The sequence below is a fragment of the Vibrio sp. S/42/10 genome (assembly GCF_029890535.1).
GTDB lineage: Bacteria > Pseudomonadota > Gammaproteobacteria > Enterobacterales > Vibrionaceae > Vibrio > Vibrio cyclitrophicus.
Map to the genome: position 1 here is coordinate 160,005 of NZ_JAKMZC010000002.1, position 13,400 is coordinate 173,404.

Annotated in this window: 13 protein-coding genes; 5 read left to right on the top strand and 8 right to left on the bottom strand. The window is 43.9% G+C overall.

The features are described from left to right. Positions 1-173: 173 nt before the first annotated feature. The 5 genes from glpD to L8S15_RS03110 form a co-directional block, all read right to left on the bottom strand. Complete coding sequence (glpD, locus tag L8S15_RS03090) at positions 174-1,733, bottom strand: glycerol-3-phosphate dehydrogenase (RefSeq protein WP_016786363.1); 1,560 nt, start codon at positions 1,731-1,733, stop codon at positions 174-176. A gap of 269 nt (positions 1,734-2,002) precedes the next feature. Continuing rightward, positions 2,003-2,788 (bottom strand): DeoR/GlpR family transcriptional regulator, encoded by a 786-nt coding sequence (locus L8S15_RS03095; RefSeq protein WP_010431787.1) that lies wholly within the window; start codon positions 2,786-2,788, stop codon positions 2,003-2,005. Between the two features lie 276 nt (positions 2,789-3,064). Beyond that, a complete protein-coding gene (gene glpK / locus L8S15_RS03100) occupies positions 3,065-4,591 on the bottom strand; it encodes a glycerol kinase GlpK (protein ID WP_016767362.1) in 1,527 nt (508 codons plus the stop codon). 59 nt (positions 4,592-4,650) lie between these two features. Beyond that, positions 4,651-5,502 (bottom strand): MIP/aquaporin family protein, encoded by an 852-nt coding sequence (locus tag L8S15_RS03105; RefSeq protein WP_010431784.1) that lies wholly within the window; start codon positions 5,500-5,502, stop codon positions 4,651-4,653. A gap of 497 nt (positions 5,503-5,999) precedes the next feature. Next, on the bottom strand, positions 6,000-6,431 hold the full coding sequence (locus tag L8S15_RS03110; protein WP_010431783.1) for a PACE efflux transporter: 432 nt from the start codon (positions 6,429-6,431) through the stop codon (positions 6,000-6,002). Between the two features lie 126 nt (positions 6,432-6,557). Between L8S15_RS03110 and L8S15_RS03115 the strand changes: the two genes are divergently transcribed. Then, a complete protein-coding gene (locus L8S15_RS03115; RefSeq protein WP_010431782.1) occupies positions 6,558-7,445 on the top strand; it encodes a LysR family transcriptional regulator in 888 nt (295 codons plus the stop codon). Between the two features lie 90 nt (positions 7,446-7,535). Here the strand turns inward: L8S15_RS03115 and arsB are convergent, their stop codons facing one another. From arsB to L8S15_RS03130, 3 genes are all read right to left on the bottom strand, one after another. Then, a complete protein-coding gene (gene arsB, locus L8S15_RS03120; protein ID WP_016797870.1) occupies positions 7,536-8,591 on the bottom strand; it encodes an ACR3 family arsenite efflux transporter in 1,056 nt (351 codons plus the stop codon). 104 nt (positions 8,592-8,695) lie between these two features. Beyond that, positions 8,696-9,037 (bottom strand): winged helix-turn-helix domain-containing protein, encoded by a 342-nt coding sequence (locus L8S15_RS03125; protein WP_016767364.1) that lies wholly within the window; start codon positions 9,035-9,037, stop codon positions 8,696-8,698. Between the two features lie 134 nt (positions 9,038-9,171). Then, positions 9,172-9,696 (bottom strand): HPP family protein, encoded by a 525-nt coding sequence (locus L8S15_RS03130; RefSeq protein ID WP_016789950.1) that lies wholly within the window; start codon positions 9,694-9,696, stop codon positions 9,172-9,174. Between the two features lie 140 nt (positions 9,697-9,836). Here L8S15_RS03130 and L8S15_RS03135 point away from each other — a divergent pair, with 140 nt between their 5' ends. The 4 genes from L8S15_RS03135 to L8S15_RS03150 all read left to right on the top strand — a co-directional run bounded on the left by L8S15_RS03135 (position 9,837) and on the right by L8S15_RS03150 (position 13,374). Beyond that, the gene (locus L8S15_RS03135; RefSeq protein WP_016789949.1) at positions 9,837-10,409 is read left to right on the top strand and encodes a TetR/AcrR family transcriptional regulator; all 573 of its coding nucleotides are present in this window, start codon (positions 9,837-9,839) and stop codon (positions 10,407-10,409) included. A gap of 78 nt (positions 10,410-10,487) precedes the next feature. Next, entirely contained in the window at positions 10,488-11,285 is a 798-nt protein-coding gene (locus tag L8S15_RS03140; protein ID WP_016797872.1) for a Cof-type HAD-IIB family hydrolase, read from the top strand. Between the two features lie 180 nt (positions 11,286-11,465). Beyond that, positions 11,466-12,113 (top strand): DsbA family oxidoreductase, encoded by a 648-nt coding sequence (locus L8S15_RS03145; protein WP_010431765.1) that lies wholly within the window; start codon positions 11,466-11,468, stop codon positions 12,111-12,113. Positions 12,114-12,147: 34 nt separating this feature from the next. Continuing rightward, positions 12,148-13,374 (top strand): crosslink repair DNA glycosylase YcaQ family protein, encoded by a 1,227-nt coding sequence (locus tag L8S15_RS03150; RefSeq protein ID WP_280571989.1) that lies wholly within the window; start codon positions 12,148-12,150, stop codon positions 13,372-13,374. Positions 13,375-13,400: the final 26 nt, after the last annotated feature.

Below are 13,400 nucleotides of genomic sequence, written 5' to 3' on the forward strand. Positions count from 1 at the left end.
TTGAAAATAGGGGAATGAACAAAGCCTCAGTCAGTGTGAAGGAGACGATCAATCGAGAGGTTTATCTGATCGAGCTCTTAGATCGGAATAGTAGACAATAAAAAAGCTTAGCGTGGGGAGCGCTAAGCTTTGTCATTATTTATATTCAGGAGCAGATGGTTTTGCTAGAAGAACTAACCGACTTGAGAAAAGTTCACCACAGTGCTTTCAAGGTTCTCTTTTAAGTAGCTAGAAACTGCATGCTGCTCTGTTTCACTTAAGTACAGACCAAGCTTGGTTCTGCGCCATAAAATGTCTTCGTCTGTTAGTGCCATCTCTTCATTGATCAAGTAATCGATCTCAGCTTGATAAACGCCGTGTGCTTCGCTTGAGAATTGGATACCAAGATCAGCTTCGCTCGTTGCACCTTCCAGCAGCTTCCAAGTGTAAGTACCAAATTGAGTCACATAACGTAGTAACAGTGCTTCTGATATCCAAGGGTACTTGGTGTGGATCATCTTAGCGAGCTGTTCTCTGCTGCAGCTGAAGTTACCACCTGGCAGGGTATCGTTAGCCGTCCACGGAGCGCCCATGTTGGTTAGGTAAGGGTTGAGTTTCTTAAGCGCCGCTTCACCTAGCTTACGGTAGGTGGTTAGTTTGCCGCCGAAGATCGAAAGTAGTGGCGCTTGGTCTAGCTCGGCATCTAATTCCAGTGTGTAGTCACGAGTGATCGCTTGTGGTGAATCCGATTCATCATCACAAAGCGGTCTTACGCCACTGTAAGTCCAAACTACATCTTCACGCGCTAACTGTTGTACGAAGTGCTGGTTAACAATATCAATTAGGTAATCCACTTCTTCATCGTTAATCTCTACTTTACGTGGGTCGCCTTTGTACTCAAGATCGGTAGTGCCAATGATCGAGAACTTATCTAGGTAAGGGATCATAAACACAATGCGATTATCTTTGTTCTGCAGAATGTAGGCTTGTGGTTCGTCATGAATGCGTGGCACGACAATGTGCGAACCTTTAATCAAACGAATATTTCGAGGAGAAGCCTGTTTTAGCCCGTCATCAAAGAATTGCTTAACCCAAGGGCCGGCAGCGTTCACTAGCGCTTTCGCTTTGCGCTCGAAACGTTGATCCGTCATTACGTCGTGGATCGTTACATGCCAGATTCCACCTTCACGATGCGCTTTTTCAACTCGGCAATAGTTACGCACTTCTGCGTTATTCTCTTTAGCCGCTAGAACGTTGAGCAATACCATACGCGCATCATCAACCCAACAATCTGAGTATTCGAAGCCCGTCTTCATTTCTGGTTTCAATAGACCTGATTTTGCTAAGTTGACTGTCTTACTTCCTGGAAGCGTGGTGCGTTTACCCAAGTTATCGTAAAGGAATAGGCCACAGCGAATCATCCAAGCTGGGCGCAAAAATGGTCGATGAGGTAAACGGAAGCGCATTGGTTGTGCAACGTGAGGTGCTTTTCTTAGCAGAACTTCACGCTCAGCAAGTGCTTCCGAAACCAAACGAAACTCGTAATGTTCAAGGTAACGCAAGCCACCGTGAATTAGCTTTGAGCTCGCCGATGACGTAGCAGAAGCAAAATCATTCGCCTCGTATAAACCAACGTTAAGACCTCGACCTGCCGCATCTGCCGCGATGCCCGCACCATTGATGCCGCCGCCGATCACGATCAAGTCTAAAGTGGAAGATGTACTATTTTTTGAATTATTTTGTTGAGCACTCATGGTTTTGACCTCTTTCTGAGCGAACGAGCATTTTAGAACATAATTGAATCCTATATTAACTTTCGTTTGCGGTCATTTATTATTTTCGTTTATGAGCGTTTTATGTGATTTGTGCATAAAAAAACCTCTGCTTATGAAAGCAGAGGTTCAAATAAGTCTAATTCGAGCATAGAAGCGACAGTGACAACGAGCAAGTTTTACTTTATTAACTTTTCTATAAAGAATCGTGATTCATTTAAGAAAGTGGCGTCACTGAGTTATTTTTTGATTTATACGCTCATAGGACGAGCGGTATCGATCACTTCTAATGGTATTGCAGAGTCTTTAAGGATGTTGAGAATCTCTTCTGGTGGTTGCTTGTTGGTAAATACCATGTGCGCTTGAGATATGTTACCAAGCTTAACCATCGCGTTACGGCCAAATTTACTGTGATCGACCGCTAAGAAAATACTGCGGCTATTATCGATAATCGCTTGTTTTACGCGAACTTCATGATAATCAAAGTCAAGCAGTGAACCATCAAAGTCGATGCCGCTGATGCCCAAGATACCGAAGTCGAGACGGAACTGTTTTACAAAATCGAGTGTCGCTTCACCGACAATACCACCATCGCGGTTTCGTACTTCGCCGCCCGCCAAGATAACCTTAATCTCAGGGTTCGGCAGAAGGATACTTGCTACATTGATGTTGTTGGTCACGACTCGTAACTGTTTGTGGTTTTTGTTAAGTGCTCGGGCAACGGATTCTGGTGTAGTTCCGATATCGACGAATAGAGTTGCGCCATCTGGAATGTGCTTAACCAATTCATCCGCAATTACGTCTTTTTCGTTAAAGTTAAGTGCTTTACGCGTGTTGTAAGAGGTGTTTTCTGAGCTTAAAGGAATGGTTGCACCGCCATGATAGCGACGAATTTTGTTGCTGTCAGCGAGCTCATTTAGGTCACGTCTGATGGTTTGAGGACTTACATCAAACTTCTCTACCAACTCTTCGGTACTCACATACCCTTGTGTTTTAACCAGGTCGACTATCTGCTGGTGTCTTGGTATTTGCTTCACTTTACTTACCACTCCCTGCACGCTGCTGTGTTTTAGCGCACTTAATTCTAAATATCACCTCGCGCTATTGTGCTCGAATTGATACTCAGAGAGAAGTAATGATGGTAAGGAATCATGTCTAAACCGCAAAAACGAAGCTCAAAATGTAGAAATAACCACTGAAACGCAAAAAAGAGCACAAGATTGTGCTCTTTTTGGTTTCGTTTACTGAGACTCGAATAACCGGTTTAGTTGGGTACGTTTATTCGTATCTTAGTTTTAGTCTGGGCATTTGGACTAGTCTTGACCTTCGTCTTCATTGTGAAGCTCAGACCAAACTTGCGCACACTTGATTGCGCGTTTCCAACCTTTGTAACGGCGGTTGCGTTTTTCTTCATCGTGATGTGGCATAAACGTACGGTTTAGTACGGCTTTATCTTGAAGCTCATCAATACTGCCCCAGAAACCAACCGCTAGGCCCGCAAGGTAAGCAGCACCCAATGCCGTTACTTCTGTTACTTCAGGACGGTGAACTTCAGTATCCAATACGTCTGATTGGAATTGCATTAGGAAGTTGTTTGCTACTGCGCCCCCATCAACACGTAGGTTGGCTAGCTTAATACCAGAGTCAGCTTGCATTGCGTCTAATACGTCGCGAGTTTGGTAAGCAATGCCTTCCAGCGTTGCACGAATGATGTGGTTCGAGTTCACACCACGAGTCAGGCCAACAATCGTACCACGAGCATAAGCGTCCCAGTATGGCGCGCCAAGACCAGTAAAGGCAGGAACAACATACACACCATTTGACGAGTCTACTTTCGTTGCAAAGTACTCAGAATCTTCTGCGCCAGCCAGTAGCTTCATTTCATCACGTAGCCATTGGATTGATGCGCCGCCCATAAATACCGCACCTTCAAGTGCGTAAGCTGGTTCGCCGTTAGGGCCACATGCTAGTGTTGTTAACAGGCCGTTCTTAGATGTGACTTTCTCTTGGCCGGTGTTCATTAGAAGGAAACAACCTGTGCCGTAAGTGTTCTTAGCTTGGCCTGCTTCTACACACATTTGACCGTAAAGAGCGGCTTGCTGGTCGCCTGCAATACCTGCGATTGGAATACGAGTACCACCTTTACCACCAAGGTTCGTTTGGCCGTAAACTTCTGAAGAACGTTTTACTTCAGGCATCATTGACGCTGGAATACCCATTTCGTCTAGCAGTTTGTTATCCCAGCATAGGTCGTTGATGTTAAATAACATAGTACGTGACGCATTGGTGTAATCCGTAACGTGAACACGTCCTTGAGTCATCTTCCAAACCAACCAAGTATCAACCGTACCAAACAGTAGTTTGCCAGCTTCAGCGTCTTCGCGAGCGCCTTCAACGTTGTCTAGAATCCATTTTACTTTTGTACCTGAGAAATACGGGTCAAGGACTAAGCCAGTATTGTCACGTACGTAGTCTTCTAAGCCACGCGCTTTTAGGTCTTCACAGATGTCTGCTGTACGGCGACACTGCCATACGATTGCGTTATAAACCGGTTTGCCTGTTTCTTTGTTCCAAACAATGGTGGTTTCACGTTGGTTAGTGATACCAATACCCGCTAGCTCATCGCTGCGGATGCCGGCTTTAGCAAGTGCTTCAACCAATGTAGAGCTTTGAGTTGCCCAGATTTCCATTGGATCGTGTTCAACCCAACCCGCTTTCGGGTAAATCTGAGTGAATTCTCTTTGAGAAGAGCTAACGATGTTTGCATCGTGATCGAGGATTACAGCGCGAGAACTTGTGGTGCCTTGGTCTAGGGCAACAATGTATTTTTGCTCGGTCATGGTAAGAATCCTTTTTGTCTTGTTATTTATATTTTAGTAAATGTAGGGGCGCTTAGGGATTAAGCTTGAGCTTGTTCAGCTTCTTCTGTATCACATTGGTTTGGAATGGTGCAGCCTTGGCCTTCAATTGGCAGGTAAGCACCGATAACTCGTGGGTATAACCAACCACCAAAACAGGCACCAGCAATTGGAGCAAGGATTGGTACGATGAAGTAAGGGATATCACGAGCACCTGTTAGTGCGAAATCCCAGCCTGCAAAGTAAGCGAACAGTTTTGGTCCAAAGTCACGAGCAGGGTTCATTGCAAAACCAGTTAGTGGACCTAAAGAACCACCGATAACCGCGATCAGTACGCCAATTAGTAGAGGGTTCATTGCGCCGCGTGATGCGCCGTTGTTCTCATCGCCTAACGCTAAAATAGCGAACATCAAAACAGCAGTAATCACAAATTCCACAGCAAAAGCGCCAAAGAAAGAAAGTGAAGCATGTGGGTATGTTGAGAAAATACCGGCTGTTGATAGTGCATCTTGGCTGCTACGTACGAAGTTATGTGCAATTTCGTAGTCGGTGAATAGGTTACTGTACAGGCTGTAAACCAATGCCGCAGAGCAGAATGCACCAAGTAGCTGAGAAATGATGTAAGGCACAACTTTCGCTTTATCAAAACCGTGGAACATTGCTAAGGCAATAGTCACTGCAGGGTTGATATGAGCGCCAGAAACGCCAGCTGTACAGTAAATGGCGATTGCTACGCCGAAGCCCCAAATAATGCTGACTTCCCATTGTCCGAATGTTGCACCAGTTAATACCAGTGCCGCCACACAGCCAACGCCAAAGAATATGAGCAAGCCTGTACCGATAAATTCGGCTAGGCATTGCCCGAATAAAGAAGGGTGTTTGTTTGTTGTCATGTTCGAGTCCTTGTTAGTTTTTGCTTATCTAGCACGTGCATTGTGCATATATTTGCGAACTCGAAAACAAACGAACATTAAAAGTGAGCGTTTGAGCATAAATTTGTTAATTAAAGTCACTTGAAATGTTAATCCGAACACTTTTGTTCGAAAAAGAAGCTCGCATGAACGTCATTGCTCGAATTGATATGTTCCGTGGTCGCTAAAACTACCTGTATGTAAGTGAATGCACAACTGGTACGAGGAGCCTTCTGTTGGGATTTGTGACGGTACTTCGTGGATGGTGGATTATTAAACTGAAATTTTGTGGACTTTGTAGCGTTCTCAATATGTTAGAAAAGCGTTAACAAACAAGGCGATATTGTCTAAATGAATAAACTACCAAACCCGATGTGGTTTGGTAGTTCGTTTTTTTGGTTTTCTTTTCTAAGCATTAAGCATTAAGCAGTTAATCACTTGAGCATTCAAGAACTAAGCATGAGCGATCGAATGGTTGATTAACTTAGTGCACGGACTTTTCCTTGAGCGACAAAGTAATCCCGAACCGAGTCATACACCCAGTTAAAGCCAATTGCATACAACACGAAGAAAACCACTAGGCCAATGTCCATGATCAGTACAGTTAAGAAATTGAGCTGCAGGACCCACATCAAGACAGGTAGAGTTACTGTCATCAAGCCAAGTTCGAAACCTAGTCCATGTAGTACGCGTGTTTTCTTGGTTCGTTTACTGCGGTCTGCTCCGAATACCTTGTCGTAGCCGTAGTTGTAAACATAGTTCCAAGCCATTGCGATTAAAGACATAGCGAGTGCCAATCCTGCCATTTTCCCCGCGCCATCCCCAGTTATGTAAGTTGCAAGCCCTGCCATCAAAATCAAAGCTGCTAATTCAAATAGCACCATGTGTAACATGCGTTCTTTATGTGACATCTTTTACTCTCTTTATATTTTCTAGCCTCTATGAGCTAATGACTTGTTTAGATAATATCTATTTAAGTGATAATATAAAGATAGTTAGCATCAAATATGGTGATAGTAAGTGTTGGGAGATACCGAATGTACAACATTGAACAGCTAAAAATGTTTGTGTATGCCGTTGAATTAGGGTCATTTTCTGCAAGTGCTCGCCAACTTGGAAAAGTGCAATCGGCGGTGAGCCAAGGCATCAGTAATCTTGAAATAGATTTTAATGTTAAGCTTTTTGATCGTTCGACTCGAAAGCCCTCACTAACCAAAGCGGGCGAGCAGTTATTTAAACAGGTCAAAGCAATCGTGCTTCAGGTTGAAGACCTGAATGTGACGGTTAATGCGATGGGGAGCGGTGAAGAAGGACTCATTAAAATTGCATTAGATGATTCATTATTGGTCCCGAACCTATCTAAAATCCTAAGTGAGTTTAGTAAACAGTTCCCTGCGACTGAAGTTGAACTGGTGGCGTGTACCACAACAGAGGTTAATCCGTTGATTATCGAAGAGAGGGCTGACATTGGATTAATGTTTACCAACTTGGCTTTTGACGTCGGATCTGAGCCATGTTTTATCGGTCACTTACCGTTTATTGCTGTGTGTCACCCAAGTCATGCGCTCGCAAAAACAGGTGTTGCGAAACTCTCTGACTTACTTCCGCATCGTCAGTTAATGTTGAGGGGAGACAAAGGTAAGGTGATGGATCAGTTTCCGCTGATTGCCGGAAAGGTATGGTGGTCAAACAGCTTTATTGTTATCAAAGAGGTGGTGCTCGGCAGTGATATTGGTTGGGCTTATTTACCCAAACACCTTGTCGAAGAGGAGTTGGATAAGCAACGTTTAGTAGAGATTAATGTCTCATTCGATCACAAAACATGGTCGCCACCCGTTGATCTTGTTTTGTCTAAAACACGCTCGAAAGGTCCTGCATTACTTTGGCTTGAACAGGCCCTGAAAGGCTTATTGGACGAAACGTAAACTGGACGAAACTGAATAAAGAAAAGGCTCACCGTTTAACGTGTGAGCCTTTCTGTTTTGTGTGATGCAGTTTTTTGTTAGTGCTAGATGCTAGATGCTAGGTTTTACGGTTTGACCGTTGTAATATTTGCCTTTCATCTTAAGCGCCACGTTCACTAGGTAAATCAACACAGGTACTTCAATCAGTGGACCGATAACACCAGCAAACGCTTGGTCTGAGTTGATACCGAATACGGAGATAGCAACGGCAATCGCTAGCTCAAAGTTGTTACCTGTCGCTGTGAATGCAATTGATGCGTTCTTGTCGTATTCAATACCCATCTTCTTACCAATGAAGAAGCTGATGAAGAACATCGCTGTGAAGTAGATAGTCAGTGGAACCGCAATCAGCAATACGTCCATTGGCAGTTCAACAATCATCTCGCCTTTTAAGCTAAACATCAGAACGATAGTCGCCAGTAGAGCTATCAGTGTGATTGGAGATATACGTGGGATGAACACATCGTTGTACCACTGCTCGCCTTTCATCGACACTAGGATCTTACGGCTTAAGAAGCCCGCTAGGAATGGGATACCTAGATAGATAAGTACACTGTGTGCAATATCGATCATCGAGATATCAACCAACATGCCTTCGTAACCGAATACCGGTGGTAGAATGCTGATGAATAACCACGCCATAAAGCTGTAGCTCACTACCTGGAATGCACTGTTTAGAGCAACCAACGCTGCGCCGTACTCTTTATTACCGCCGCCGATGTCATTCCAAACCAGAACCATCGCCACACAGCGAGCAAGACCAATCAGAATGACACCCACCATGTAACCGGGGTGATCACCCAAGAAAGTCAGTGCCAACACGAACATCAGAATAGGGCCGACAAGCCAGTTCATGATCAGAGATAGTTTGATGGCTTTCTTATCTTTGACCACGGTGCCTAGCAGGTTGTAGTTAACCTTAGCAAGAGGCGGGTACATCATTAAGATAAGGCCAATCGCAAGCGGAATGTTGGTGGTACCAACAGACATAGATTCGTTCCACTGTTCGATCTGTGGGAACAAGGTGCCAAGCAGAACACCAAGCCCCATCGCAATAAAGATCCACAGTGTTAAGTAGCGATCTAGAAAACCTAACTTTGGTTTCATGATATTTTCTCTTTAGTTGATATCGTTAATCGTCGAAAAACGATATTAAAAACAAAAAAATACGCTTAGTTTGTTCTGTATTCGACAAACTAAGCGCGATGAATCTATTTTAAAATGGTATCGATTAGCGTCTCAAATTGCTGAATCTTATCTCGATTAATGCGGTAGCACATTTTCGGTGGTATCGATTCAGCAGTGATGAAACCAGAGCTTTTCAAGATTCTTAGGTGCTCTGATACTGTTGATTGCGCCAAACCTAATTCGCTAACCAAGTCGCTGTTCAAGCAGCCCCCCGATTTTTCTAGCGTTGAAAGGATACTCAATATACGAACTCTTGCCGGGTGAGCAAGCGCTTTGGCCAGAGCCGCCATTTGCGTTTCAGCTTCGGCATCACCATGTCCGATTGGTAGAGCACAGCCACCAGTTGTAGGGCAAGTTTCGTTCATATTGATGTTTCGCTTTCTATAATCGTTAAAAGACGATTAATAGTAAGCCCATTTTATATAAGGGTCAATGTGATCTTTCAATTTGCTTTTAAATTGGATGTCAAAATCCATATTTATCATTGAAATTCAATGGACTAAGACTTGGATGAACCAAACCAGTATAACGGCCACTTTTGTTGTGAATCGCTGTTATTCAATAGCGCACTGATACCAATCAAAGCGATGCTGCCTACTAATACGGGAGTGAATAAGAACGTCCAATCCACATGCGTGGTACCCGCTAAAGCTATCACAATCGGATTAGCGCCAGCGGGTGGGTGAACCGCACGAAAGTATTGCATTAGCATGATGGATGAGCCGACAGCGATTGCCATGGTCAAATAAGAATCCCCAAAGCCATATAACGCGATTAAGCCCACAGCAGCCGAAATAAAGTGACCCGCAATGACGTTTCTAGGTTGAGCTAACGGCGATGTTGGCACCGCAAACAGCAGTACGCACGTCGCACCAAATGGAGCCATTAACCACGGGAACCCAGAGCTTTCTGCTAATAAGCACAAGATTAAGATACCGAGCGTACCGCCAATAAAACCTTTAACAAGCTGGCTTATGCTTGCTTTCGGAGGAAGGGCTCCACCACCAGATAGTTTGCTGATCATAATCGTTTCCTCTTCGTTTTCTGTTTTTTATTGAAAGTGTACAGATCTGTACTGTTTGATTTGGATGATACAGATCTGTACACTTCTTGCAACGAGAAATTGAGCTCTACGATTTCAGAGCGAGTCGAGGTTGATGAACGATGAGTAAAAAAGATCTGATTCTGGATGTAGCAGAATCGTTGTTTAATCAGTTTGGTTATACCGCTGTTGGGGTGGATATGATTAGAGATGAGGCAGCGGTTTCCAAAACATCCATGTACCGCCACTTTGGATCGAAAACCAAGCTGATTGAAGCCGTGTTAGAAAGGCGTCATCAGCGTTTCGAGTCGAGTTTAGAAGCGGCACTATCATCAACTTCTGGATTACAAAACCAACTCGATGCGCTGTTAGATTGGCACCTTGCATGGTTTGAACAACCTGACTTTAAAGGCTGTATGTTCATGCACGCGCTGGCTGAATTTAAAGAGTCTGAAGATGACATTGCGATGCTCTCGCGACAGCACAAGGTTTGGCTCAAAAATAGCATTCGTGATGTGTTAAGAGGTAATGAAGAAGTCGACACTGCAATACTCGAATTACGCAGTGAATCGGTTATGACTTTTATCGAAGGACTTATTGTAAGAGGTGAATTCGGTCAGCTTGATTCAAAGTCAGACTCAAACAGACAAGCCTACCGAAAAGCATTGCATTCACTGGCTATTCTAGCGATATAATCGAACGCAGAACCGTTACACAAGATAACAAAAAATCATAATTTACACTTTAATTTTTACTTATAGGTAAATACTGAAATGCCACAACAGAACATCAAATTTATCGCTGCTGATATGGACGGCACTCTGCTAAATGAACACGGAAAGTTAGACCCAGAATTCTTCAACCTTTATGAACGGCTAGAAGCGCAAGACATTATTTTTGCTGCGGCATCGGGTCGACAGTACTACAGCTTGATGGAGACATTTGCTCCGCTAAAAGATCGCATGATGTTCGTTGCTGAAAACGGCACATTAGTGATGCACAAAGGCCAAGAGCTCTACAGCTGCTTACTTGATACTGATGCCATCAAAGACATCATCAAAGAAGCGCGTGCTATTGAAGGTGCACACGTTGTGCTGTGTGGTAAGAAGTCGGCATACATCGAAACCAAAGATGAGCGTGCTTTAGCGGAGATCTCTAAGTATTACCATCGCCGTGAGCAAGTAGAAGACTTACTAGCGGTAGAAGACGATTTCATCAAGGTCGCTATCTGTCACTTCGACGGTTCACAAGAGAAAGTGAACCCAGCTATTGATGCCAAGTTTGGTGAGAACTACCAAGTGGTTGTGAGTGCAAAAATTTGGTTAGATGTGATGAACGCTGAAGCGTCAAAAGGTGCGGCGATTAAGCATCTACAAAACACGTTAGGCTTCACTTACGAGCAGACCATGAGCTTTGGTGATTACCTAAATGACTTGGAAATGCTTAAAGAGAGCTACCACTCTTACGCGATGGAAAACGCACACCCTAAGCTGAAAGAGATCGCTCGTTTTGGTGCGCCAAGTAACATCGATGCAGGTGTGTTCCAAGTGCTAGAGAAGCTGCTCGCGTAATGTGGTAAAGCTCAATCATATTTTTATCAAAGCCAACTCGGTAGTATGAGTTGGCTTTTTTGTTAGGTAATGTTGAATTGAGTTAAATTTGAACGAGTGTTCAGCTTGTTGTAGTCTAATCAGAAAGATGGGTATTCACTTTGAATTGGATACACTTTACTAACGACATTTGGAATGACGATGAGCAATAAACTTCAACTCGATATTATTTCTGACGTAATGTGCCCATGGTGCGTGGTCGGTTACAAAAACTTAGAACAAGCCATTGCTGAGCTTAGCTTGGCAGGTCAAATTGAACTTGAATGGCAGCCGTTTGAGCTGAACCCTGATATGCCGCAAGAGGGTGAAAACATGCGAGACCATATCATGAGAAAATACGGTTCTAGCGCAGAAGAGAGTCAGCGTTCACGTGAGCAGATCGTGGATCGTGGTAAAGCGGTTGGGTTCGACTTTAACTTCTATGAAAGTATGAGAATGGTGAATTCACGTCATCTGCATGTACTTCTCGACTTTGCGCTAGCGTATGGCAAGCAGACTGAGTTAAAGCTACGTTTCTTTCATGCCCATTTTACAGAAGAAAAAGATCTGTCTGATCTTGAGGTTATTGCTCAAGAACTTGAAGCGGTTGGCTTGGATTCTAATAAGGCATTGAAGCGTCTAAAGAATACCGATAACTTGAAGAAAATCCAAGCTCAAGAGTTTGAATGGCAACGCATGGGTATTTCAGCGGTGCCAACAGTGGTATTCAATCGTAAAAGTGCGGTAACAGGTGCTCAGACGGTAGAAACGTACAAGCAAATTCTTCAAGAACTTATTGCTGAATCATAAGCCGATCATTGATATCAATTAGAGTCTGAATCTCATGGAATCACTGTCACTCGCTCAGGCGCAAAAAATGGTACTGCTTTCGCAGAAATTGCCACCTAAGAAGCTGCCGCCTAAAAAGCAACGTAATGGCGGCTCCTTGGCGAATACGCTGTCTGCGATTGAAAACCTTGGGTATGTGCAAATTGATACCATCTCTGTGATTCAGCGAGCTCACCATCATACGCTGTGGAATCGTAATCAAGACTATCAGCTTGATCATCTCGACAAGCTGTTAGAGCGTCGAGAGGTGTTTGAGTATTGGTCGCACGCCGCCGCGTATTTACCCATGCGTGACTTCCGATTCAGCCTACATCGCAAGAGTGGATTCGCAAGCGGTAAGCTTAAGCATTGGTATAAAAAAGACGATGCCCTGATGGCACATGTTCTCAAACGTATTGAGAGCGAAGGGCCGTTGATGGCGAAAGACTTTGAAGGGGATAGGCCAAACCCCGGTGGGTGGGGCGGTAAACCGGCCAAGCAAGCATTGGAAACCTTGTTCATGCAAGGCGATTTAATGGTGCCAAGCCGAGTGAACTTTCATAAAGTGTATGACTTAACCGAGCGAGTTTTACTGAGCGGAATTGATACCTCTGAACCGACTGAACAAGAGTACATCGAGCATCTGATAACTCGTTATTTAGAGGCTAACGGAGTTGGAATAGCGTCGGAAATGAGCTACCTACTCAAGAACACAAAGCCTCTTATTCAGAAAACACTCCAACAGATGTTTGAAAATAATCAGGTGCTGAAAGTGGATGTTCAAGGTTCTGATTACTATGCTCTGCCGGATGCCTTTGACCTGTTGAATCAACCCCTTTCTAGAACCAAACTAAAGATACTGTCGCCATTTGATAATTTGTTGATTCAACGTAAACGAATGCAATCATTGTTCAACTTTGACTACCTCCTTGAGTGCTATGTGCCAGAGGCCAAGCGTCAGTTTGGTTACTTTAGTTTGCCTATTCTGTGGCAGGGTGAGCTGGTGGCACGAATGGATTGCAAAGTTGATAGGAAGAGTGGCTTACTCAATATTCGTAACTTGGTTGTTGAAGATCGAATCAAAAACCATGAATTATTAATTCACGCCTTATGCGATGAGCTTAAACACTTCATGGTGTTCAACCAATGTGATGAGATGGTCGTCCATAACACTACTCCTTCTGAGCTTGGTAAGCACTTGATGAGTCATTGGCAAATGGTTTGGCGTTCATCGTTGCTTTAAAGCCATTAGTAACGCAGCCCACCTTA

Excerpts from the sequence above, each read along its gene's own strand:
- glpD (WP_016786363.1), bottom strand. The coding sequence starts at position 1,733 with ATGAGTGCTCAACAAAATAATTCAAAAAATAGTACATCTTCCACTTTA.
- glpK (WP_016767362.1), bottom strand. The coding sequence starts at position 4,591 with ATGACCGAGCAAAAATACATTGTTGCCCTAGACCAAGGCACCACAAGT.
- L8S15_RS03105 (WP_010431784.1), bottom strand. The coding sequence starts at position 5,502 with ATGACAACAAACAAACACCCTTCTTTATTCGGGCAATGCCTAGCCGAA.
- L8S15_RS03110 (WP_010431783.1), bottom strand. The coding sequence starts at position 6,431 with ATGTCACATAAAGAACGCATGTTACACATGGTGCTATTTGAATTAGCA.
- L8S15_RS03115 (WP_010431782.1), top strand. The coding sequence starts at position 6,558 with ATGTACAACATTGAACAGCTAAAAATGTTTGTGTATGCCGTTGAATTA.
- arsB (WP_016797870.1), bottom strand. The coding sequence starts at position 8,591 with ATGAAACCAAAGTTAGGTTTTCTAGATCGCTACTTAACACTGTGGATC.
- L8S15_RS03125 (WP_016767364.1), bottom strand. The coding sequence starts at position 9,037 with ATGAACGAAACTTGCCCTACAACTGGTGGCTGTGCTCTACCAATCGGA.
- L8S15_RS03130 (WP_016789950.1), bottom strand. The coding sequence starts at position 9,696 with ATGATCAGCAAACTATCTGGTGGTGGAGCCCTTCCTCCGAAAGCAAGC.
- L8S15_RS03135 (WP_016789949.1), top strand. The coding sequence starts at position 9,837 with ATGAGTAAAAAAGATCTGATTCTGGATGTAGCAGAATCGTTGTTTAAT.
- L8S15_RS03140 (WP_016797872.1), top strand. The coding sequence starts at position 10,488 with ATGCCACAACAGAACATCAAATTTATCGCTGCTGATATGGACGGCACT.
- L8S15_RS03145 (WP_010431765.1), top strand. The coding sequence starts at position 11,466 with ATGAGCAATAAACTTCAACTCGATATTATTTCTGACGTAATGTGCCCA.
- L8S15_RS03150 (WP_280571989.1), top strand. The coding sequence starts at position 12,148 with ATGGAATCACTGTCACTCGCTCAGGCGCAAAAAATGGTACTGCTTTCG.